The sequence below is a fragment of the Bifidobacterium sp. ESL0764 genome (genome assembly GCF_029395515.1).
Taxonomy (GTDB): Bacteria; Actinomycetota; Actinomycetes; order Actinomycetales; family Bifidobacteriaceae; genus Bifidobacterium.
Genome location: NZ_CP113919.1, coordinates 1,586,006 through 1,608,113, shown reverse-complemented (window position 1 = coordinate 1,608,113; position 22,108 = coordinate 1,586,006). Strand labels below are relative to the sequence as shown.

Sequence of the window (22,108 nt, the reverse complement as noted above, 5' to 3'; positions counted from 1 at the left end):
GGCAGTGATGCCCGCCGGAACGTCAATCGATGATGATTCCGATTGAAGGAGAAATTTTGGGACGTAAAAAAATATTGGAGGACGGCGACACCGCAAGAAGCACCGGGAAAACCAAACACCGTTCGGGTGTGAGGGTCGGTCCTTCCATGTGGTACGCGGTTCCGGCATTGGTCTTGTTCGGCATTTTCGCGGTCATTCCGCTTTTTGGCGTGGTGATTCTTTCGTTTATGAATTGGGACGGTTTGGGGGCTGTGACTTTCAACGGATTGGGCAACTGGAAACGCATGCTGGCCGATCCGTTGGTGTTCAGCGGTCTGAAACTCACGATTATCCTGACGGTGGTCAGCTGGGTGCTCCAGACGATTCTGTCGGTGCTTTTAGGCGTGTTCATGGCTGGAAAACAACATTATCGTTCCTTCCTTGCCGTATTCTATTTCCTGCCTCTGCTGTTCAGCTCGACGGCGGTCGCGATTTCGTTCAAAAACCTGCTCGATCCGCAATACGGCATCGGCAAGGCCTTCGGGTGGCCATGGCTTCAGCAGAATTTCCTGGGTAACCCCAAAACCGCGCTGTGGGTGCTGATCCTGGTCGTCTCGTGGTGCTTCATTCCGTTGCACTCGCTGCTCTATCAGGGTGCGGTCCGCCAGATTCCCGCGAGCCTTTATGAAGCTGCGGAAATCGATGGAGCGGGAACATTGAGGCAGTTCTTCAATATCACCTTGCCGCAGCTGAAATACACCTTCGCCACGGATTCGACGTTGATGATCGTCGGCTCGTTGACCTACTTCGACTTGGTCTATGTGATGACCGGCGGCGGGCCTGCCAACTCGACGCGAATCCTGCCGTTGGACATGTACATCCGAGGGTTCAGCAGCTATGACATGGGTGGTGCAAGCGTGGTCGGCGTCATCATCCTGGTGCTGGGCATTGTGATCTCGCAGTTGCTCAACAAGATTTCAGGGTCCGACAAAATGGAAAGTCAAATGGAAGGCGTCTGATCATGATAACCATTGGACACAAACGTTACAATATCATCGGCGGGCTGCTCGGCTGGATCTGGCTCTTCATCATCATCGTGCCGATCTACTACATCGTGATCACGTCTCTGCGCGACCAGATGGCCATTTTCAGCGACAATCCGCTCTCGATTCCCAAACATGTCACCTTTTCGGCATACCAGCGCGTATTCCAGAACAACTTCCTGCTCTATGTGCGCAATTCGGTGATCGTCACGCTCGTGACGGTGATCCTGATTCTCGCGGTGACCATCCCGGCCGCCTATCTCATCATCCGTCGTACGGATGTATGGTCTCGCAGAACGTACAAACTGGTCATTTCCGGCCTTGCGATTCCCATGCAGGCCACTATCATCCCGATCTACTACATCATCATCAAAATCGGTCTGTACGACACCTTGTGGGCGTTGATCTTGCCGTCGGCGGCCTTCGCCATACCGATTACCGTCATGATCCTGGTCAATTTCCTACGCGACATCCCCTCGTCCCTGTTCGAAGCGATGGAGGTCGACGGAGCCTCTGAGTTCTCGATCATGGTGCGTCTGGCCATCCCCATGGTCAAACCGGCGCTGATCACCGTTTCGATTTACGATGCGCTCAATGTGTGGAATGGGTTCCTGTTCCCCTTGATTTTGACGCAAAGTGCCAAGAACAGGGTCATACCGCTTTCGCTGTGGCAGTTCCAAGGGCAGTTCACCGTCGACGTCCCGGGTATTCTGGCCGCTGTCGTGATTTCCGTCCTGCCGATTCTCGCAGCCTACATTGTGGGCAGAAAGCAGATGGTGGCAGGCCTCACCGCCGGTTTCACTAAATAGTTAGTGGGGGAAAGGTACGATAGAGGGGTTTGAATGTCGGTGTCATTCATTCCCCTCTATTCTCATCTGATGGGGAGAGCTACTATGGCACTAATATTTCACTATTGAAAGGACTCGGCATGCCTCGGCGTAGTTCAGCCCAAAAAATGACAAAGGAACAGCGCAAGACCAGTATCTTGCGCACTGCAAGCTCTCTGATATCGAATTATGGTTTTTGGGGATTGACTATACGCGAGGTGGCGGAAGCGGAACATATCACGGAAGCCGGAGTCCTCTATCACTTCGGATCCAAGGAGAAACTTCTCCTTGCCGTAGTGGAATACAACGACAGGATGGTCAGCAACGACATCGCGAAGCAGCTGGGGATCAAGAAGGATTTGTATGAAGTGCATACCATCGGAAGGGAATATCCGGTAGGTATCCACGATCTGACCATCGCTACGGCAAAGGTGAACACCAAACGGGTTGAATTTGTGCGTCTCTATACCTTGCTTCAGGCCGAGTCCCTTAACGAGAACCATCCGGCCCATGAGTTCTTCATGAATCGTGAGCAGAGCGTGCTTGAAGAATATGCGATAGCCAGTAAACGCGACGGTGCGCAAAATCCGGAAGAGACGGCCAGGCAGGTTTTGGCTGCGATGGATGGCCTGCAATTCCGTTGGCTGCACAACCTGGAAGGTATGGATTTTGTGGTCGAGTGGGAAAAGATACTGGAGCTGATTCTTCCGAGCAAGGGCTGATAAACCCGCAACGGAGGGGACGGGTATGTTTCTGTTTCCTGGTTTTGGCGAACGTTGTTGAAGTTCTTCTATAGTTCAGGATTGCCGTGGTCTTCCAAAAGACGAGAACGCGACAATCCTGTTTGCTTATGGTGTCTGATGAAGAGCTTTTAGTTTCGTGCCTTCACGTAGGCCTCATAGACCTGCGGGGTCGGCTCGGCTGTTTCGGTGCCGTCGATCTTGAGGTTCCATTGCGGGGGATTCTCGTCCTTGCCCAAGACCCACGCGGCCTGGCGGGCGGCGCCGATGGCGACATACTCGTCGGTGGCCGGACGGGTGACGCTCATGCCGAAAATCGCTGGAGCCAGGGTGCGTACGGCCTCGGACTTCGCGCCGCCGCCGATCAGGAGGATGCGCTTGACGCTGCCGCCGAGCCCCTTGATGATTTCCAGGCAGTCGCGTTGCGAGCAGAGCAGGCCTTCGACGAAAGCACGGGCGAAATTCTGTTTGGTGGTGTTGGCGAGTGTCATGCCACTCAGTGTCGCATTGGCGTCCGGACGGTTCGGGGTGCGCTCGCCGTCAAAATAGGGGACCAGGGTAAGGCCGCCCGCACCGGGTTCGGCCTCAAGGGCGAGCCGTCCCAGCTCGTCGTAATCCACGCCCAGCGCCGCGCAACCGGCGTCGAGGATGCGTGAGCCATTGATGGTGCAGGCCAGCGGAAGATAGTGTCCGGTGCAATCGGCGAAGCCCGAAACGGCGCCGCTCAGGTCGTAGACCGGATTTTCGGCGATGGCCGCGGCCACACCCGACGTGCCCAGCGATACGCTCACATCGCCCACCGACATGCCCAAGCCAAGCGATGCCATGGCGTTGTCGCCGCCGCCGGGCCCGATCAGGCAGCCGCCATCGGCGGACGCGCCGGCGACGGCGGAAGCCGCCTTGACCGGTGCGCTGTCGCGGGGGCCAAGGACCTTGGGAAGGATGACATCACGACGGCCGAGAACCATCTCGATCAGGTCGTAGCGGTAGATGTTGTTGGCGGAATCGAAGTAGATGGTGCCCGAAGCGTCGGAACGGTCGGTGAAGAGAGCATCCAGATGGGCGTCCTCGCCAGCCTCCACCGGTCCGAAGCCTGCGATGCGCCAGCTGAGCCAATCGTGCGGCAGACAGATCGCCGCGATTCTTGCCGCGTTTTCCGGCTCGTTTTCGGCCACCCAGGCCAGCTTGGTCAATGTGTATGAGGCGACGGGCGACGAACCCACGGCTTTCACCCAACGTTCGATGCCGCGGGCCTTCACGTCTTCCGGCTCGTCCTCGCCGGTACGTTCCGGCGCTCCAAGCCGCGTGATGAGGTTTTGCGCCTGCGGCGCCGAACGCGTGTCGTTCCAAAGCAGCGCGTCACGAATCACCCTTCCGCGTTTGTCGAGCAGCACCATGCCATGTTGTTGGCCGCCGACAGCCAAGGCCGACACGTCGTCAAGGCCGCCGGCCTGTTTGCTGGCTTCAAGAAAAGCCTGCCACCAGTATTCCGGATCGACGCTGGTGCCGTCGGGGTGTTTGGCCTGCCCGAAGCGCACGAGTTCGCCTGTATCGGCGTCGGTGACGCGGACCTTGGTCGATTGTGTCGAGGTGTCGATTCCCGCCACCAACGTCTGGTGAACGGAACCGCTTTGTGATTGTTGCTCGATCATCATTCCTGCCTTTCTGGTTACGCCGGACACCGCTACGTGCCTGTACTGCCGCGTTTGAAACGAGTCTACTGACAATCCATTTGTGGATTATACCGGTCATATTAGTTAAATCAATAGATTATTTCAATGGTACCGTGTGTTTGTCTCTTTGACCAATTGCGTATTCAGGAAGTCAATCTTCAATAGAGGCGACGAAACAAGAAAGGAAATTCGGTCGGAGAAGAACTGGAAAGAGATGAAATGTAACGTATCGTAATGGTCCTGGCCGATACGCTGCGCAGTATTTCGTCCCGGCTGATACAGTGAACATATTGTTTAGAAAGAGGCGGTTATGGCGCTGAAAAGTATCAATCAGGATGATTTGCGTAATCACAATCTTTCGGTGGTCCTCTCCACGCTGCTCCAATCGCCCAAGCCGATGAGCCGTGCCAAGCTTGCGAAGGCCACGGGGCTGACGAAAGCCACGATGTCGCTTCTGGTGCCCATGCTGGTCTCTTCCGATGCTCTCGAGGAGGGGACGCCGGTTTCCGCGGGCACGACCTACGGCAGGCCCAGTACTCCGTTGAATATTTCCGGGCATCGCTTCTGCTCGATTGGGCTGCAGATCAATACCGATGGATATGGCTTCATCGTGCTCGCGCTTGACGGTTCCGTGGTGGCCGAACGTTGGGTGAGCCGGTCCATGGAGGCCAGCGATCCCGATGAGGTCTTCGCCCAGCTTGACAAGCTCGTGAGCGTCGGCGAGCAGGAAATCGGCAAGAAGGGCTTACGTCTCGTCGGCACGGTTTTGGCGCTTCCCGGACTCGTCACCGACGATATGATGCTGTTGTCCGCCAAAAATCTTGGTTGGAAGCAATTGGAGCTTTCGCGCTTCAACGTGGTCAAACGGCTGGATGCGCTGGTCGACAACGAGGCGAATCTGGCCGCTTTGGCGCAGATACCGGGGTATGCCACACCGCGAAACAAGAAAAGCGTGGTTGGCCCGACCGACTCGTTCATCTATATCTCCACGGATATCGGCATCGGCGGAGCCGTGGTTCGGCATGGCCAGGTCGACCGCGGTGATTCCGGGTTCGCCGGCGAGCTCGGCCACGTCTCTGTCGCGCTTGACGGGCCGCAATGCACCTGCGGACGTTGCGGATGCTTGGAAATGTACGCAGGGCGCAAGGCCTTGGTGGAGGCTTCCGGCGTCGCCGATCCCGGGGTCTCGACACGAATGGAAGCGGTGGACGAGGTGCTTGCCCGTTACAAGGCGCACGACGACCGCACCGTAGCCGCGGTCGACCGGGCGGTGCGTGCTTTGACGTCCGTGCTTGCGTCGGCCATCAATATCCTTGATATCGATACGGTCGTTCTGGGCGGTCTCTGGGACAGGTTCGGAAAGACGCTGACCCGTAGGCTCAGTCATGAGCTTGAATTGCAGATATTGAGTTATCCCGAGGTGCAGCCACGGGTGTTGCTGCCCGACGTCAATACCCGGCCCGCGCTTTTGGGGGCGGCGAAAGTGGGATTGCGCCGGTTCATAGACAATCCGCTTGCGTTCATGAACTCCTGAAGGTAGCGTCAGCCGTTCTGCCATGGCTCGCTTGGTATGTATACATGCTTACTTTTCGATTCTTGGTTTCCGTGATTTTCCAAGAAGGGCCAACGATTTTGGGTAGGCCATAACCAGCGTCGATAGCATGGAGGGTGTGCCGGCAAAACCGATGCTGATAGAGTGGCGGTTGGCGTCTCCGCCCGAACTGTGCAGGTCAAGGGGCGTCGAGGTTAACACGCTGTGCACAGTTTGAATGCAAGGAACTACTGTGGACGACTCTGCCCCCAATACCAAACTCCCGAATGATGCGGACCGATTCGCGAATAAAAACAGACCGAAAACGGATCAGAAATCGAACGGACAAACGGATTTCGGACGATACGTTTCCGCGCAATCCGAAGCCCCCTCGTCGTCGGATTCTTCTCGAGCAGATGCAACTGTTCGCTCGTCTTCGGCGTATTCTCAGCCGGCGGAGGTCCCATCCCAGCCTGCATCCAAACCGGCGTCTCGGCCTATGGTGATTCAGGTTTCGCGTTTGCGCTGGCGTGCTGCGGACATCGCCCTTGGCGCGGCACTTGGTGTGGCTTGTGGCGTTTTCTTCTGGGGATTTAATTTCGCCTATGCGTGGATCGCCCCGCTGCTTCGCGCCGTCCTTCCCGGCATCACCAGCCTGTTTCACGCGTTTTGGTATTTCTCCGGTCCGCTGGCGCTGCTCATCATCCGCAAACCCGGTGCCGCGATGTACGTCGATATCATCGGCAGCCTGACCGAAACGCTGTTCGGCAATCAGTATTCCTTTACTTTCGTCTTTCTTTCGGCGCTTTTACAGGGATTGTTTGCGGAGGTCCCCTTCGCGATTTTCCGTTACCGGAAGTTCAATCTGCCCCTGAGCGTCGCCTCCGGTGCTCTGACGGCGGTGGAGTATGGCTTTTACGTTCTGTTTACGCGTTTGCAGGGTGTCGCTTTGGTCAGCCCGCGAGGCCTGACCCATATGACCTGCGAAATCATCGGTGGCATACTCATTGCCGGGGTGATGAGCTGGTTCCTCTACCTTGCCATCGCCAGAACCGGTGCGTTGGACCGTTTTGCCTCCGGACGCGCGGTGAGAAGCGGAAAATAGGATTCGGCGCATCTGGTTTTGCTTCAGCGATACAGTTCTTGTTGCCGCGGCGGAAGATGGCATGATTCGCTGTTTTGGCTCATTGCCTCACTGATGTCCGATACGGATGTTCGAACCCGCCGGCGAATCACTGGTCAGAGCGTTTGATAAAGTAGATAAGTTGGTTTTGCCAACGTGGGGCTTTAGCTCAGTCGGTTAGAGCAGCGGACTCATAATCCGTCGGTCCAGGGTTCAAGCCCCTGAGGCCCCACTCATTGCCTTTATGTAATTATTATCGTTTTACAATAACTCCCAGTCGGAGCGTCGGCTTCTGTTTTGCTGTCTGCTATTCGTCGAAAAATTGGTATCTTACATTGAGCCGGTAGTGTTCTTGGGCTTGGAGAATCGGGCTGATTTGGGTCGTATCGTTGATTGCGTTCGGAGCGAAGCCCGGTTCGAGGCATAACCCGCTTGCGGCTTGATAGTGGTGTCCGTCTCTGCCGAGCATGGGAGGAAGAAAACCGGCGGTATAGAGCAGAATGCATGGGGAATTGGCGTAGACGTTCATGCCGATTCCTGATTGTGGTGCCCGGACCTGTGCCAGAAGACGTTGCGCGGGAATATCGTGGGATCCTTCGCGCACATATTCGGTTGCAGCCGGGCGGATGTTTCTTTTCTCGGCCCCTGTATCGGTCTCAGCAGTCTGATTCGATTTCCGTGTTTTCCGCTGCCCCTTATCTGCGGCTTGCTCGAATACGAACGTATGATTGTATCCGTGCCCGATTCGCAATTGCTTGTTACGGGTTTCGCGCTTTTGCGCCTTCCCTATGGTGATGGGTGAACGGAAATCCATCGTCGTTCCGGCGACGGGCCGCGCGCCGCCAGCCAAAGGCACGAACTGTGCGTCGGTCGGCAGATATCCTGTGGCCGGAATATGCAACAGATGATTATCGATGGTTCCTTGTCCTTCCCCTTCCAGATTCCAGTAGATGTGGGTCGTGAGGTTTGCGATGGTCGCCTTGTCGGCGACGCCTTCGATATCCAGTCGCAGTTCATTGTTGTCCGTCAGGGTATAGCATGCCTTGATACGGAAGTTTCCCGGGTGACATTGATCCATATCGTGGCTGAACAAACTGAAGGTGAGAGATCGGCCATCTGCTTTCGTGCAATCCCAGATTCTGCGTTCGTATCCGTTCGGCCCGCTGTGGTTGCTGTTGCGGTTTTCATTGGCATCTAGAACGTATCGATGGCTGCCTATCGAATATTGTGCGTCTTTGATGCGATTGGCGTTTCGGCCGATGATAGCCCCCATACAGCTTTCGTCGTTTTCATACTGTTTGGCATCATCCAGCCCAAGCGCGACGTCGACCGGTGTTCCGTCACGGTTCGGCACATACAGGGCCATCAATCTGGCACCGTAATCCGTCAGCAGGGCCTTCATCCCTGTGCTTGCGTTGGCGATGATGAATTCCTTCGGCTCCGGCTGGACATCGGTATCATCTGCGCCGCTGAAAGTGTGATTGCAGTCGCGTTGTGATTTTGCGATTTGGTGGCTCATTTTTTGATCATGCTCCTGTTGCGGAATTCCATGGGCGACATTCCCGTTTTCCGTTTGAACAGGGCGCAGAATGCGCTGGTGTCCGAGAATCCGCACTCCGCGCACAGCTGTTTCAAAGGGATGTTGGAATTGATCAGCCGGTATTTTGCGGCATGCATTCTTGCGTCGAGGAGATAGGCGTGAGGTGTATAGCCTGTTTCTTTTTTGAATACACGTATGAAATGGTATTCGCTCATGAACGCGTTCTGCGCGAGTTGTGTGACGGTGAGCGGTTTTTCGAGGTTCGAGGCGATGAACGTGAGTACGTCGTCGATATCGTGCGGCTTGCGTTGCTTCGTATTTTTCTGTTCTTCGGTGCCGATGACAAGTTCGGTAAGGATATCGGTGATGTATTTCGACATTTGCGCTTCAGAAATCCTGGATTGAGAATGAAAGACATCGATGATATTCGACATCCTGGTCAGCGCACGGTTTGGGTTTTTGATGATGAAAACAGTGCCGAGTCTTGAGTGAATGAGATCGAAATATGGCCTTGACATGGTTCCGTCGAAATGGAGCCAAAGAACCTCGCATCCGGTTCTGGTCTCATAGGAGTGGAATCGGTAGCAATCCAGCAACACGAAATCGCCTTTTCGCGCAATCTGGGTTCCTTCGTGCGTCGAGATGGTGAATGTGCCGTCTCTGATATACATCAGCAGGAAACTGTCAAATGAGCTGCGTTCCTGCCGATATCCGCTTTCGTAGCGGAACAGGCCGATGCGCAGCGGATAGAAGAAGGTCGACGTCGCCGTTCTGCTCGGCGTGTAGATGTAAAAGTCCGACCTATTGTTGTCGATGTTGCGTTCAGCTGGCTTCATTGCGGCTCCAAGATGCTGGTTTTAATAGCAATTATTTTATATTCTAGGACAATTTTTAATGTTTACAAACCATTTCTCGACTTTATACTGGAGCAAGTTCGTAAATACAAAGAAGTTACGGATATACAGGGAAGCGGGATAGAAATGTCAGTGACCATTGAAGATACGACGCTCATCATTCCTACTTATGAAGTCGGCCAACCGGACAGGAACCCGGAATTCATAGAGAAGCGTGTCTATCAGGGCAGCTCAGGCCGTGTCTACCCATATCCCGTCATCGAGACGATCAGTGACGAATGCCATGACAAGACGTACAAGGCCGTCATCATCGAAAACGAATACCTCAAAGTGACCGTGCTGCCCGAACTTGGCGGGCGGATTCAGTATGCGACGGACAAGACCAACGGCTACGATTTCGTCTATCGCAACGAAGTCATCAAACCTGCTTTGGTAGGGCTGCTTGGCCCTTGGATTTCCGGGGGAATCGAGTTCAATTGGCCGCAGCACCACCGTCCCACCACATATCTGCCTGTCGATTACTCAATCGAGGATCTGGCCGACGGGGGCAAAGCGGTACTCTGCCACGATACCGATCAGATGTACGGCACGCAGGTGACGGCAAAAATCGCATTGCACCCGGGCAAGGCCTATATCGAGATATCGGCTCAGCTTTATAACGGTACGTCGCTTCCCCAAAGTTTTCTGTGGTGGGCGAATCCTGCGGTTCCCGTCAACGAACATACCAAGACGATCATGCCACCAGACGTCACGGCGGTGATGGATCACGGCAAGCGAGCCGTGAGCCGCTATCCGATTGCGACCGGTGTCTATTACAAGCACGATTATTCCGACGGTGTCGATATCGGCCGTTACAAGAACATTCCCGTCCCCACAAGCTATATGGCCGCACACTCGGATTACGACTTCGTCGGCGGTTACGATTTCGGCAAAGGTGCGGGCATCCTGCATGTCGCCGACCATCATATTTCCCCAGGTAAAAAGCAATGGACATGGGGATGCGGTGATTTCGGACAAGCTTGGGACCGCAACCTGACTGATGCCAACGGCCCGTATGTGGAATTGATGACCGGCGTGTTCACCGACAACCAGCCGGATTTCAGCTGGCTGAAACCTTTTGAAGGCAAGACGTTCACGCAGTATTTCATGCCGTATAAAGCCGTCGGCCAGGTCAAAAACGCCAGTGTCGATGCGGCTGTGAATCTCGAGGTCGGGCCCGAGGATGTTCTGGGTGCCGCCGGTGAGAAGGAGGGCGTTGAGGCCCAAGGGCTCTCCGGCTCGCAAGGCAGGGTAACGGTATACGCGACGCAGGTTTTCAAGGATGCCACCGTAACGGTGAGAAGCAAAGGCGGGGAAGACTTGTTCTTCCGCCGTGCGACCCTCGGCCCCAACGATGTGCTCACCGCGGAATTCAAGACGCAGGGCATGGCCAAAAGCGAGATAACGGTTCGCGTGTGCGATGCGGGCGGACGGGAATTAGTGTCTTACACCCCGCTTCCGGAAACGATTGCGAAAATGCCCGCTCCTGCCCAGGCCGCCGACCTGCCGGAGAAAATAGCGACCAATGAGGAGCTGCTGCTCACGGGTCTGCATCTTGAGCAGTACCGTCACGCCACATATAGGCCGGATCCGTATTATCTTGAAGGGCTCAAACGTGATCCGATGGACGCTCGTATCAACAACGCCTATGGCCGTCTGCTCCTTCGCCGTGGTGATTTCAGTGACGCCGAGCGTCATTTCCGCAAGGCGATCAAACGTCTGACCTTGAGAAACGCCCGGCCTTACGATTGCGAGCCATACTATAACCTTGGGGTTTCGCTGTTTTATCAAGGTGATTGCGACAAGGCGTTCGATGCCTTCTACAAAGCGACTTGGGACGATGCCCAGAAGGAACGCGCGTTGTTCTATATGGCTGCCATCGCCGCCAGACGCGGGGATTTTGCTCACGCCTTGGAATATGCGGACTCGGCGCTGACCCGAAACACCATGAATATCAAGGCTCGCGCGCTTAAGACGTACACGTTGAGAAAGCTGGGTCGGCAGGAGGATGCCTTGCGGCAAGCCGAGGCCAATCTTAAACTCAACGAATTCGATTTCGTCTCTGGCTACGAGGCGGTCCTGCTTGGTGCGGATTCCACGAGGCTGGCAAATTCGATGAGGGGCTTCTACCAGAATTATCTGCAGACCGCGCGCGACTATGCATTTTTCGGCGCATTGGACGAGGCTTTGGATGTGCTTGCACACAGTGATAAGAACCAGCCGATGGTCAGATATTATCAAGGTTATTATCTTCAGCAATCGGGTCGTACGAAAGAAGCCGAAAAAGCATTCCGTGCCGCGCAGGCCGCCCCGAGTGACTATTGCTTCCCGAACAAGCTGGAGGACATCGCCCCGCTTTCGGCTGCCATGCAGCCAACCGACGAAAGCAAGGCCCCGTACTATCTCGGCTGCCTTTACTATGACAAGACGCTGTCGGAGAAGGCGATCGGACTTTGGGAACATTCACGGGATTTGGACCCTGCTTTCCCCACCGTTCACCGCAACCTCGCGCTGGCCTACTTCAATAAACGGGGCGACGCCCAATCGGCACAAAAGGAGATCGAGGAAGCCTACAGGCTTGATCAATCCGATGCCAAGGTGTTTTTGGAATGTGACCAGCTTCATCGCAAGATTGGTTGGACATACGGCCAACGATTGGAGGACTTTGAACGGCATCCCGATGTTGTCGCCAGTCGCGACGACCTCACCATCGAATATCTGACGGTTTTGAATCAGACCGGTCACTGTGACTTGGCCTACCGGCTCATGGGTCAACGTCGTTTCCACCCGTGGGAAGGAGGCGAGGGCAAAGTCACAGGCCAGTATCGTATCTCGTTGACCCTGCTCGCCAAAGACGCCATGGCGGCGGGCCAATGGCAAAAGGCGAAGGAACTGCTGGAACAGGCCTTGACCTACCCCCATAATCTGGGTGAAGGCAAGCTTGAGGGGCAGAAGGACAACGACATCCATTACTATCTGGGAATCGTCTCTTCGCATTTGGGCGATCAAAAGGCTTCGACTTGCCAATTGCGGCAGGCAACGGTCGGTCCCGATGAGGTGAAAGGGGCCATGTATTATAACGACCAGCCGGCCGAAATGATCCTTTTCCAAGGACTTGCGCACAAAAAGCTTGGGGAGCGGGGAGCTGCCAACGCCCGGTTCTACCGTCTGCTCGACTACGGTGAGCAGCATCTTGACGATGAGTTCACCATGGATTACTTCGCGGTTTCCCTGCCTGATTTCCTTATCTTCGACAACGATTACCAGAAGATGAACCGTGTCCATTGCCTCTACCTTATGGGGCTGGCATATATAGGCCTTGGCAATCAGCAAAAGGCCGAAGATTTCCTTTCGCAGGCTTTGGCTCTCGACCCGAGCCATATACAGGCGAATTTGTTTGCTGACGATCTTGAGCGTCGGCATACATTGATCTGACGTGGACCGGTTTGGCATTTGATTCAATGCTCAATTGATCGGATAGAGCAACTTTTCACTATGTTAGAGCAAAATTTAAGGAGGAGAGAAAACAAATTCGAGTTACAGTAAATGGGAGATACGGGAGTTGTCCAGCTCCCGCAACTACAAGGAGGTAGAAATGAAGAAGATGGTAAAGGTGATGGCGATTGCCGCTTCGGTTGCCATGTTGGTGCCGATGGCAGGTTGCGGAAATTCCAGCAAGGGATCGTCTTCCGGAGCGAACGACAAGGATGTTTCCGGCAAGATCACCGTTTGGGGCTGGGGCGAAGGCATGGATCAGCTCGTCAAAGGCTTCGAAAAGGCGTATCCGAAGGTCAAGGTGAAATACACCAGCACGGGAACCGCATCGGAAACGGCGACAGGCCTGCAGAACGCCGTTGCCGCTGGTAAGGGCATCCCCGATGTCAGTATGCTGCAGGGCACTGATGTGGCCCAGTTCGCCATCGGCAAGAGCATTGATGATCTGAGTGCATACAAGGCAGAGAAATTCGCCGATGACTATTCCCAAGGAGCCTGGCGAAAACTGCAGGTGGAGGGCAAGCCGTTCGGCATGCCCATCGATTCCGGTCCTATGGCGTTCTTCTATAACAAGGCAATTTTTGACAAAGCCGGGATTTCCGATCCGCCGCAGACATGGGATGAATATTATGAGGATGCTCAAAAGATTCATGCGCTCGGCGATCAATACTTCATCACCAACAATTCTGGCAATAAGGACAGCTACAGCGAATTCAACGCGATGATATGGCAGGCCGGTGCCAACCCCGTGAAGGTGGATGGTGAGAACCTGACCCTCAATCTCACGGTCAAGGACAAGGCGATCAAGAAAGTGGTCGACTTCCAGCAGAAGCTCATCGATGAAGATCTGGTGAACACCAAGGTCGGCAATTGGACCGACGATTGGAACCGTTCGCTCAACGACGGAAGCGATGCTTCTCTGGCGATTGGCGGCTGGATGCCCGTCAACCTTGAGAATGGTGCTCCCGACCAGAAGGGCAACTGGCGTGTGGCGCCAATGCCGCAATGGGAGAAGGGAAGCAAGATGGGTGCCGAGGACGGCGGTTCGGCACTTGTAATACCAACCAAGGGCGATAACAAGAACAAGGCAGCCGCATGGAAGTTCGTGGAGTTCGAAACCCATGGCAAGGGTGCGCAGATCATGGCCGACACCGGCACGTTCCCGGCATTGAAGTCGATTCTTGATTCTGATGCGTTCAAGAACAAGAAGGATGAGTTCTTCGGAGGCCAGCAGGTCAATCAGGTGCTTTCCGAAGCCGCTGGCTATAAAGTGAGCGATTTCACCTTCCTGCCTTATAGCGCCTATGCCCAGTCGATTTATGGCGACTTCATCGCCAACGCATATTCCAAGAAGGACAAGCTTTCCAATGCTCTGCAGCAGTATCAGGACAAACTTGTCGAATATGGCAATGGACAAGGGTATTCGGTCAACAAGTAGCCGAAACTACTGTTGAAACGAATTTGCACTGGCTTCGGAAGCGTGAATCCTATGGTATTCGGTAGGTTCGCTGACGAAGCCAGTTTTCAAATACGATTGGTTGTAGCTGGTTAGGGTTTGTGGGCAAAGGTGGGAGAGATATGAGCTTTGAAAACGATTCGGTTCCAAAGCAGGATGGAGATTCGGTTTCGGTGCCGGTGAATGGTCATCGTGTGGATTGGCGTGGCTGGAAGTTTTTGTGGCCGTTTGTGGTGGTGTTTTTGTTTGTGTTCATCGTGCCGATCGTGTATGCGGTGTATCTGTCGTTCTTCCAGACGAGGATGATCGGGGGGACGGTGTTCGTGGGGTTCGCGAACTATCTGCGTCTGTTCCGTGACGGGCAGTTCTGGGGTTCGGTGTGGCGGGTGACGCTGTTCACCCTGGTGCAGGTGCCGATCATGCTGGCCTTGTCGGCTTTGCTGGCGCTGGCGTTGGATTCGATGCGGCTGCACGGCACGCGTTTCTTCCGTATCTCGACGTTCCTGCCGTATGCGGTGCCGGCGGTGGTCTCCACGCTGATCTGGGGGTTCATGTACGGGGCGAAGTACGGTCTGGTGGGTTCGCTGAACGGCTGGCTGGGCACGCACTTGGACGTGTTGCAGCCGGGTGTGCTGCTGGCGTCGATCGGCAACATCGTGACGTGGGAGTTCACGGGCTACAACATGCTGATCTTCTATTCGTCGTTGTCGACGATCCCGCATTCGCTCTACGAGGCGGCGTCGATCGACGGGGCCTCGGAGTGGCAGATCGTGCGGCGGATCAAGATGCCGGAGCTGAAGGGGAGCCTGGCGATCACGGTGATCTTCAGCATCATCGGCAGCTTCCAGCTGTTCAACGAGCCGTCGATCATGCAGAACATGGTGCCGGGCAACGCGATCACGACGTATTACACGCCGAACATGTACGCGTACAACCTGAGCTTCACGGGCGGGCAGTCGAACTATGCGGCGGCTTTGGCGATCGTGATGGCGATCATCACCATGGCGGTGGCGTACGCGGTGCAGCTCAACAGCATGAAGGAGCAGATGAGATGAGCGGGGTTACTGGCTTGCAGACCGAATCGGGTGTCGGCCGTCTGACGGCCGCGGAGCTGAGGGCGCAGGAGCGTGCCGCCAAAAAGGCGGAGCGGGTGCGCCGGCGCCGGGTGGCGCGTGACGAGGCGGCCGAGCGGAAGAGGAGCGCGCGCAGCGGGTTCAGCAACCCGGACAACCCGCGCCGCAGCTGGCCGCTGACGGTCGTGGTGGCGGTGTTCGCGGTGTACTGCCTGTTCCCGTTCGTCTACCTGCTGGTCAACGCCACGAAGACGCAGGCCGACTTCACCTCGACGTTCGGCCTCGGTTTCGGCCATACGTTCGCCTTGTGGGACAACCTGCGGGAGGTGTTCGCCTATCAGGACGGGATCTTCGGCCGGTGGCTTTTGAACACGCTGCTCTACGTGGTGGTCGGCGCCGGCGGGGCGACCCTGCTGGCGATCATGGGCGGCTACGCGCTGGCGAAGTTCCGCTTCCCGGGGCGCAAGGCCGTGTTCGCGGTGGTGATCGGCGCGATATCGGTGCCGGGCATCGCGCTGGCGGTCCCGCAGTTCCTGCTGTTCGCCAAGCTGGGGCTGACGAACACGCCGTGGGCGATGATCCTGCCCAGCCTGATCAGCCCGTTCGGCCTGTACCTGATGTGGATCTTCAGCGAGCAGGCCGTGCCGACCGAGCTGCTGGAGGCGGCGCGCGTGGACGGGGCGGGCGAGATGCGCACGTTCTTCACGATCGCCCTGCCGCTCCTGGCGCCGGGCATCGTCACGACGGCCCTGTTCACGATCGTGGCGACGTGGAACAACTACTTCCTGCCGCTGATCATGCTCAAGGACGCGGACTGGTACCCGCTCACGATCGGCCTGAACCAGTGGAAGGACCAGGCCTCCACCGCGGGCGGGCAGGCCATCCAGAACCTGGTCATCACCGGGAGCCTGGTCACCATCGTCCCGCTCGTGATCGCGTTCCTGCTCCTGCAGAAGTACTGGCAGTCCGGCCTCGCTGCAGGCGCCGTCAAAGAATAAACCTCTGAAGGAATGACGATCAATATGAGTATCCATTTTCATGACCTGAGTGGGTTTGAACCGAATCCCATCGTTGCATTGCAATTGGCGCGAAGCGGATATGATACCGCTCCGGATGGTTGCTCCATAGGTTTTACCAACGGCTATATGACTGTTAACGGTAAACCCTTCTTCGCGATTTGCGGAGAGTGCCATTACTCTCGTCTTCCTGAAGAACGATGGGACAGGGAGTTGGCAAAAATGGCAGCAGGAGGCATCAATATTGTCTCCACCTATATCTTTTGGAATCACCATGAAGAGCACCATCATGAATGGGATTTTTCGGGAAGGCGCGATTTACGGCATTTTGTCGAACTTTGCGGTTCACACGGGCTCAAAGTGATTGTTCGGCTGGGACCGTTTTGTCATGGAGAAGTGCGCAACGGCGGCCTTCCGGATTGGCTTTATGGCAAGCCATATGCAGTCCGTTCAACTGATCAAGGCTTTCTTGAAGAGGTGCGGGATCTATATCGGCATATTGCTCTGCAATTGGAAGGATTGTATTTCAAGGATGGCGGTCCCATCATTGCCGCTCAGCTTGATAATGAATATATGCACTCTGGTGCTCCCTGGGAGCTGACGACGGGAATATCGGACGAATGGGTTCCCGTTGGCGCTGATGGAGCTGATTACATCAAGGCGTTACAAGCCATAGCTGAAGAAGAGGGAATCGATGTTCCTTTCTATACCTCGACGGGCTGGGGAGGTTCGCCGGCTCCCAAAAGCGCCTTACCCTTGTGGGGAGGATATCCGTATCGGCCTTGGTTGTTTTACAAGACGGTCGGCGAACATCCATTGACCGATGAATATCTATACCGTGACTATCATTCGCCTGATTGTCCGCGTGGTGAGGAATTTGACCCGTCCTATGATCCCGGAACCATGCCCTATGCCTGTTGTGAAATGGGTGGTGGCATGTTCAGCTCGTATAAGTACAGATTCATTTTGCCAATGAAATCCGTTGATGCCCTGGCGAATGTAAAGATGGGGTCGGGATGCAATTTCCTCGGGTACTACATGTACCACGGCGGTTCGAATCCGGTTGATAATAATGTGTATCTCAATGAAAGTCAGGTTCCGAAAGTTTCCTACGATTTCCAGGCTCCGTTGGGAGCTTTCGGACAGGTACGCGAATCTTATCGACGTCTGAAGCCGTTACATTATTTTGCTCAGGCATTTGCTGATGAACTTTGCCCTCTGCAGACGGTGATTCCTTCGGATCAGTACTCGATTCGGCAAGATGATATGGAATCATTGCGGTGGTCTTTGCGCACTGATGGTTACAGAGGCTTTGTCTACATCGATAACTTCCAAGATCATGCCCGGATGGATCCTGTCAAAGACGAAAACATCAGGCTTGCTCTTGCTGATGGATCAACCGTCACTTTTGAGCATATCGGTCTTGCCTCGGGAGAAAACTGCATTCTGCCATTCAACATGGATTTGGATGGTGTCAAATTGGTGGCTGCCACCGCCCAACCTGTTACCGTCGTTCACTCCGGGTTCGAAGAAAAGCCCACGTTTGTTTTCCTTCGTCCTGAAGGCATGAAAGATTGCTGGTTCCGTTTCAGTGACGGAAAAACCGTTCATTGCGACAGCGAACCCGCGATTCAGCGTTTTGAGATTTCAAATGGTGCTTCACAGGTATCGATACTGTGTGTGACACGTGCCGTTGCCGAAGGAATGAACGTCGGTGATGGCGATTTGCTGGTATTTGAAGATGCCTGTGATTCTGTGGCCGAAGATGGCTCCACAATCGTCAACGATGCAACGGTAATCTACCCGTATCGGGGAAGGATTGTTGCGGAATCGACGTATAGGAATCCCTCGATACAGGTGTTGTCTGAAGGTTCTTTGAACGAAATCATTGCAGAGAGGTCTTCCGAGCGTCTTGACGGGTTGGCTGACAGGGTTGTCGTGAATCGGAAAAGCAACACGCGTTATGTCATCACTGTGTCCAGTTGTCGGCAAAGCGAAGAAATCGCGGATCTGCGGTTGATAATTCGATATCGTGGAGATGTTGGCTGGCTTTGGTGTGGTGATACATTGGTTGACGACAACTTTGCCAATGGAGATTTGTGGGAGGTCAGTCTTAAGGATTACGTTTCATTGCTTGAATCCAACCATAACCAACTCGTACTGACGATAACGCCTTTGAAAAAAGGATTATCGGTCAATGCCCAATCCGCGATGGCCGCACGCTCCGAACATGTCGAGGAAGAGGTCGCGGATTTGATCGGTGTAGCGCTCAAGCCCATCTACCGATCCGTATATCGCCTGCCGGGTAAGTAGTGTGACCGGCGCATGGAGGATGTTTGCATGAAACCGCCGTGCCTGCGGTGTATCGCCATCCGTTTCTCAGTAGCTTGGCGCGACCTTGAACCCGCCTTTTGTCTCGAGGAACTGCCAATAGCTCCATTCCTTGGGATTGATGTAGAGCGTATAGGTCTTTTTGCCGACGACAATTTCGATGGGGAATATGCCGGACGGGTTGGCCATGATGTCGGCTTCGATCTCCAGGGCACGTTCGTGGCTGGGGAGATACATCGTGTGGGTTTTGCCGTGCGTTTCAAAATACAGCATATCGGTCATTTCTGGCTCCTTTGCGTGGATTTGTTGATAGCATCAAAGTATCAAGGGAATCCGACGGGCATACGGTCGAATTTACGGCGTGTTATAAAGGTCGGCAATCAGCCCAAAGACGAAATCGGGATGAAAGGCTGTCGATAATTGTTGTACATTTCAGGCGTCGTATGACTCAGATTGTTCTTTTTCTCACCTGTGTTTTGGCAGATTGAGAACGAACCAAGTCAATGCTCGCTGATAGAATATCAAAGTTCCGGTTCACGTCTGGCCATTGGGGTTAGGCGACCCGGGTCACCTGAATTCCTTAGGAGACATTATGAAGCAGGGTATTCATCCCGATTATCACGCAGTGCAGGTCACCTGCTCTTGCGGCAATACTTTCGTCACGCGTAGCACCGCCAAGGGCGATCACATGACGGTTGATGTGTGCGCAAACTGCCACCCGTTCTACACGGGCAAGCAGAAGATTCTCGATACCGGCGGCCGCGTCGCCCGCTTCGAGAAGCGCTACGGCAAGAAGACCAAGTAGCATTCTTCATTCGCCAGCCACGCTGGTTCGGGTTTGCGGACCCGGATCCGGGCTGGCGTTTTTCATACCCAATTGCTGTATAGATAATCGTTACTATTCCGAATAGTGTATCAAAGGACTTTTGCATGGCAGACGAGCAATTCCCGGCGGCGCAAAGCGCGTTGGAGGAATACCTGGACATCGAGCGGCAGATGAGCCAGCCCGAGGTCGCCTCCGACCCCAAGGCGATTCGCAAGTTGGGGCGTCGCCATGCCCAGTTGGGCAGCATCGTCGAAGCTTATCGTGCCTGGCAGCACGCCAAAGAGGATGCCGAAGCCGCCAAGGAAATGGCTAAAGAGGACGCCGACTTCGCCGATGAGGCCAAACGGCTCGAAGCCTTGGTTCCCCAAGCCGAAGAGAAGCTGCGTGGTGCACTGATTCCGCGCGATCCCGACGATGTTCGCGATACCATCATGGAGATCAAGGCCGGCACCGGCGGGGAAGAGGCCGCGCTGTTCGCCGGCGACCTGTTGCGCATGTACACGCGTTATGCCGAAAAACGCGGCTGGTCGACCACCATCCAAAGCGAGAACAGCACCGAGCTTGGCGGCGTGAAGGATGTGCAGGTCGCCATCCGTGCCAAAGGCAACCCGGCGCCCGAAGATGGCGTGTGGGCGAGTCTCAAATACGAGGGCGGCGTGCACCGCGTGCAGCGCATCCCCGTCACCGAATCGCAGGGGCGCATCCAGACCTCGGCGGCCGGTGTCATCGTCTTCCCGGAGGCCGATGAGGACGACGATGAGATCGAGATCGATCCCAAAGACCTCAAAATCGACATTTTCATGAGCTCCGGCCCCGGTGGCCAGTCCGTGAACACCACGTATTCCGCGGTGCGTATGACCCATATCCCCACCGGCATCGTGGTGAGCATGCAGGACGAGAAGTCGCAGATTCAGAACCGTGCGGCCGCCCTGCGTGTCCTGAAATCGCGCCTGTTGGCGATGAAACACGAGAAGGAAGCCGAGGAGGCGGCGGATATGCGCCATTCGCAGGTCCGCTCGCTCGACCGTTCCGAACGTATCCGCACCTACAATTTCCCTGAAAACCGTATCGTCGACCACCGCACCAACTACAAGGCCTACAACCTCGACCAGGTGCTCGACGGCGACCTGCAGGCCGTCATCGACAGCGACATCCAGGCCGACGAGGCCGCGCGGTTGGCCAAGACGGACTGAGTCAATACGCCGTTGACTTGCCATCGTGGCAGACTTGCGCACAAGGCTTGATTGTCTAATGAACCACAGGTACACGGTGAATCGTGCGAGCGGCAATGAAGGGGCGAAAATGGCGGATACGCAGGCAAAACGTGATACTGATGCCATGATTCGGCTGGCCAGCGAGGAGCTGGGCAAGGCCGGCGTGGAAACGCCTCGCAACGATGCCAAATTATTGCTGGCCGAGGCGTTTGGGGTCAAGCCAGGCGACGTCGAGAAATCGATCTTGTTGGATATGCCGTTGCACAGCGTGGCCAAGTCGGATACCGAAACGGGAACGTCCGGCAATCCAGATGTAATACGAATTGACGGTGATTCGAAGAACGGCGAAAACGACAAAGCGCTTCAGCAGAACGAATCCGCCGATAATCGTGACGCCCAAGACGCGGGAGATCGACAGGCCGAGGCCGACGATGCGGCCGTCCGTCGTTTCGTCGTGATGCTCGCGCGGCGTAAACAGCGCGAGCCGCTGCAATATATCGTCGGCCACGCCCCGTTCCGATACCTCGATCTGGACGTCGGCCCCGGTGTCTTCATCCCGCGCCCTGAAACCGAGACCGTGGTGCAGGCCGCCATCGACTGGCTGGTGCGCAACCATATCAAGCCCAGCCGTCTGGTCGATTTGTGCGCGGGAAGCGGGGCGATCGGACTTTCGCTGGTCACGGAGCTGAGCGGCAGCGAGGTCTGGGCGGTAGAGATGAGCGAAGAAGCCCTGAAATGGACAAAACGCAACCAGCAGAAGGTGTTCAAAGACCATTCGCTGGCCGGTTACCACTATCATCTCTTCCATGCCGACGCAACGAACGCCATGATGCTGGCGCGATTGGACGGAACGATCGACGCCGTGGTCACCAACCCGCCTTACGTCCCGTCCTCCCAGATCCCGCAGCAGCCGGAAGTGCGCGACCATGACCCGCAGATGGCACTTTACGGCGGTTCGGCCGACGGCACCTATATCCCGGAACGGATCATTCTTCGTGCGTCGAAGCTCTTGCGCAGCGGCGGGGCGCTGGTGATGGAGCACGACATCTCGCAGGCGCGTCTGCTGGCCGATTTCGCCATGGCCCACGGTTTCCGCACGGCGCATACGGGTGATGATCTTACCGGTAGGCCGCGTTATCTTTTTGCCGTCAAGGGATAGTTTTCTTCATCTGCTCGCCGAGCTGTATTGCAATATTGGCGCATTGACGAAGGGCGATTCGGCGGTATCTGCCAACCGGTAAGACAAGACTGACTGACGGATATGTGAGGATTGGTAACGGTTCTATGGTTCTGCTCGGTGAAGTCGGGGCGCAATGATGCAATGAAGGCATACTTTGTGTTGGAGGCA

General features: G+C 55.5%; 17 protein-coding genes and 1 tRNA gene. 14 read left to right on the top strand and 4 right to left on the bottom strand.

What is annotated here, in order from left to right; translation table 11 throughout:
- Window positions 1-56 precede the first annotated feature (56 nt).
- Genes OZX71_RS06125 through OZX71_RS06115 form a run of 3 tightly spaced genes read left to right on the top strand, consistent with a single transcriptional unit; the run spans window position 57 to window position 2,571 of the window.
- A complete protein-coding gene (locus OZX71_RS06125) occupies window positions 57-998 on the top strand; it encodes a sugar ABC transporter permease (protein ID WP_277146445.1) in 942 nt (313 codons plus the stop codon).
- Between the two features lie 2 nt (window positions 999-1,000).
- Window positions 1,001-1,831 carry a carbohydrate ABC transporter permease gene (locus OZX71_RS06120; RefSeq protein ID WP_277146446.1) on the top strand — a complete coding sequence of 277 codons (831 nt, stop codon included), beginning with the start codon at window positions 1,001-1,003 and terminating at the stop codon, window positions 1,829-1,831.
- A gap of 29 nt (window positions 1,832-1,860) precedes the next feature.
- The gene (locus tag OZX71_RS06115) at window positions 1,861-2,571 is read left to right on the top strand and encodes a TetR/AcrR family transcriptional regulator (RefSeq protein ID WP_277159706.1); all 711 of its coding nucleotides are present in this window, start codon (window positions 1,861-1,863) and stop codon (window positions 2,569-2,571) included.
- Window positions 2,572-2,720: 149 nt separating this feature from the next.
- Here OZX71_RS06115 and OZX71_RS06110 read toward each other — a convergent pair whose 3' ends face one another.
- A complete protein-coding gene (locus OZX71_RS06110; RefSeq protein ID WP_277160674.1) occupies window positions 2,721-4,241 on the bottom strand; it encodes an FGGY family carbohydrate kinase in 1,521 nt (506 codons plus the stop codon).
- 331 nt (window positions 4,242-4,572) lie between these two features.
- Here OZX71_RS06110 and OZX71_RS06105 point away from each other — a divergent pair, with 331 nt between their 5' ends.
- From OZX71_RS06105 to OZX71_RS06095, 3 genes are all read left to right on the top strand, one after another.
- Window positions 4,573-5,796, top strand: a complete 1,224-nt coding sequence (locus tag OZX71_RS06105; RefSeq protein ID WP_277159705.1) for an ROK family protein — start codon at window positions 4,573-4,575, stop codon at window positions 5,794-5,796.
- Between the two features lie 496 nt (window positions 5,797-6,292).
- The gene (locus OZX71_RS06100) at window positions 6,293-6,898 is read left to right on the top strand and encodes an ECF transporter S component (protein WP_277159704.1); all 606 of its coding nucleotides are present in this window, start codon (window positions 6,293-6,295) and stop codon (window positions 6,896-6,898) included.
- Between the two features lie 176 nt (window positions 6,899-7,074).
- Window positions 7,075-7,148: transfer RNA gene (locus OZX71_RS06095), tRNA-Ile, on the top strand.
- Between the two features lie 75 nt (window positions 7,149-7,223).
- Here the strand turns inward: OZX71_RS06095 and OZX71_RS06090 are convergent.
- A complete protein-coding gene (locus OZX71_RS06090; RefSeq protein ID WP_277159703.1) occupies window positions 7,224-8,435 on the bottom strand; it encodes an aldose epimerase family protein in 1,212 nt (403 codons plus the stop codon).
- Window positions 8,432-9,292, bottom strand: a complete 861-nt coding sequence (locus OZX71_RS06085; protein WP_277159702.1) for an AraC family transcriptional regulator — start codon at window positions 9,290-9,292, stop codon at window positions 8,432-8,434. Before OZX71_RS06085 ends, OZX71_RS06090 begins: the two co-directional genes overlap by 4 nt.
- Before the next feature lie 144 nt (window positions 9,293-9,436).
- Here OZX71_RS06085 and OZX71_RS06080 point away from each other — a divergent pair, with 144 nt between their 5' ends.
- The 5 genes from OZX71_RS06080 to OZX71_RS06060 all read left to right on the top strand — a co-directional run bounded on the left by OZX71_RS06080 (window position 9,437) and on the right by OZX71_RS06060 (window position 18,702).
- Window positions 9,437-12,784 (top strand): DUF5107 domain-containing protein, encoded by a 3,348-nt coding sequence (locus tag OZX71_RS06080; RefSeq protein WP_277159701.1) that lies wholly within the window; start codon window positions 9,437-9,439, stop codon window positions 12,782-12,784.
- A gap of 160 nt (window positions 12,785-12,944) precedes the next feature.
- Window positions 12,945-14,282, top strand: coding sequence for an extracellular solute-binding protein (locus OZX71_RS06075; protein WP_277146453.1), 1,338 nt, complete (start codon window positions 12,945-12,947; stop codon window positions 14,280-14,282).
- A 140-nt stretch (window positions 14,283-14,422) separates the two neighbouring features.
- Complete coding sequence (locus tag OZX71_RS06070; RefSeq protein ID WP_277159700.1) at window positions 14,423-15,355, top strand: sugar ABC transporter permease; 933 nt, start codon at window positions 14,423-14,425, stop codon at window positions 15,353-15,355.
- Window positions 15,352-16,371: a carbohydrate ABC transporter permease gene (locus OZX71_RS06065; protein ID WP_277159699.1), complete on the top strand. Its 1,020-nt coding sequence runs from the start codon at window positions 15,352-15,354 to the stop codon at window positions 16,369-16,371. The genes OZX71_RS06070 and OZX71_RS06065 overlap by 4 nt, the downstream gene beginning before the upstream one ends.
- 24 nt (window positions 16,372-16,395) lie before the next feature.
- The gene (locus OZX71_RS06060) at window positions 16,396-18,702 is read left to right on the top strand and encodes a beta-galactosidase (RefSeq protein ID WP_277159698.1); all 2,307 of its coding nucleotides are present in this window, start codon (window positions 16,396-16,398) and stop codon (window positions 18,700-18,702) included.
- A gap of 66 nt (window positions 18,703-18,768) precedes the next feature.
- On the opposite strand, the gene OZX71_RS06055 is transcribed toward OZX71_RS06060, so the two are convergent.
- Window positions 18,769-19,002 (bottom strand): hypothetical protein, encoded by a 234-nt coding sequence (locus OZX71_RS06055; protein WP_277146456.1) that lies wholly within the window; start codon window positions 19,000-19,002, stop codon window positions 18,769-18,771.
- 310 nt (window positions 19,003-19,312) lie between these two features.
- Between OZX71_RS06055 and rpmE the strand changes: the two genes are divergently transcribed.
- The 3 genes from rpmE to prmC all read left to right on the top strand — a co-directional run bounded on the left by rpmE (window position 19,313) and on the right by prmC (window position 21,919).
- A complete protein-coding gene (gene rpmE, locus OZX71_RS06050) occupies window positions 19,313-19,525 on the top strand; it encodes a 50S ribosomal protein L31 (protein WP_277146457.1) in 213 nt (70 codons plus the stop codon).
- A 125-nt stretch (window positions 19,526-19,650) separates the two neighbouring features.
- Window positions 19,651-20,739, top strand: coding sequence for a peptide chain release factor 1 (prfA, locus tag OZX71_RS06045; protein WP_277159697.1), 1,089 nt, complete (start codon window positions 19,651-19,653; stop codon window positions 20,737-20,739).
- Window positions 20,740-20,848: 109 nt separating this feature from the next.
- The gene (gene prmC, locus OZX71_RS06040) at window positions 20,849-21,919 is read left to right on the top strand and encodes a peptide chain release factor N(5)-glutamine methyltransferase (RefSeq protein ID WP_277159696.1); all 1,071 of its coding nucleotides are present in this window, start codon (window positions 20,849-20,851) and stop codon (window positions 21,917-21,919) included.
- Window positions 21,920-22,108 lie beyond the last annotated feature (189 nt).

Excerpts from the sequence above, each read along its gene's own strand:
- prmC (WP_277159696.1), top strand. The coding sequence starts at position 20,849 with ATGGCGGATACGCAGGCAAAACGTGATACTGATGCCATGATTCGGCTG.
- OZX71_RS06055 (WP_277146456.1), bottom strand. The coding sequence starts at position 19,002 with ATGACCGATATGCTGTATTTTGAAACGCACGGCAAAACCCACACGATG.
- OZX71_RS06120 (WP_277146446.1), top strand. The coding sequence starts at position 1,001 with ATGATAACCATTGGACACAAACGTTACAATATCATCGGCGGGCTGCTC.
- OZX71_RS06070 (WP_277159700.1), top strand. The coding sequence starts at position 14,423 with ATGAGCTTTGAAAACGATTCGGTTCCAAAGCAGGATGGAGATTCGGTT.
- OZX71_RS06105 (WP_277159705.1), top strand. The coding sequence starts at position 4,573 with ATGGCGCTGAAAAGTATCAATCAGGATGATTTGCGTAATCACAATCTT.
- OZX71_RS06075 (WP_277146453.1), top strand. The coding sequence starts at position 12,945 with ATGAAGAAGATGGTAAAGGTGATGGCGATTGCCGCTTCGGTTGCCATG.
- prfA (WP_277159697.1), top strand. The coding sequence starts at position 19,651 with ATGGCAGACGAGCAATTCCCGGCGGCGCAAAGCGCGTTGGAGGAATAC.
- OZX71_RS06065 (WP_277159699.1), top strand. The coding sequence starts at position 15,352 with ATGAGCGGGGTTACTGGCTTGCAGACCGAATCGGGTGTCGGCCGTCTG.
- OZX71_RS06100 (WP_277159704.1), top strand. The coding sequence starts at position 6,293 with ATGGTGATTCAGGTTTCGCGTTTGCGCTGGCGTGCTGCGGACATCGCC.
- OZX71_RS06080 (WP_277159701.1), top strand. The coding sequence starts at position 9,437 with ATGTCAGTGACCATTGAAGATACGACGCTCATCATTCCTACTTATGAA.
- OZX71_RS06090 (WP_277159703.1), bottom strand. The coding sequence starts at position 8,435 with ATGAGCCACCAAATCGCAAAATCACAACGCGACTGCAATCACACTTTC.
- OZX71_RS06085 (WP_277159702.1), bottom strand. The coding sequence starts at position 9,292 with ATGAAGCCAGCTGAACGCAACATCGACAACAATAGGTCGGACTTTTAC.
- OZX71_RS06060 (WP_277159698.1), top strand. The coding sequence starts at position 16,396 with ATGAGTATCCATTTTCATGACCTGAGTGGGTTTGAACCGAATCCCATC.
- rpmE (WP_277146457.1), top strand. The coding sequence starts at position 19,313 with ATGAAGCAGGGTATTCATCCCGATTATCACGCAGTGCAGGTCACCTGC.
- OZX71_RS06110 (WP_277160674.1), bottom strand. The coding sequence starts at position 4,241 with ATGATCGAGCAACAATCACAAAGCGGTTCCGTTCACCAGACGTTGGTG.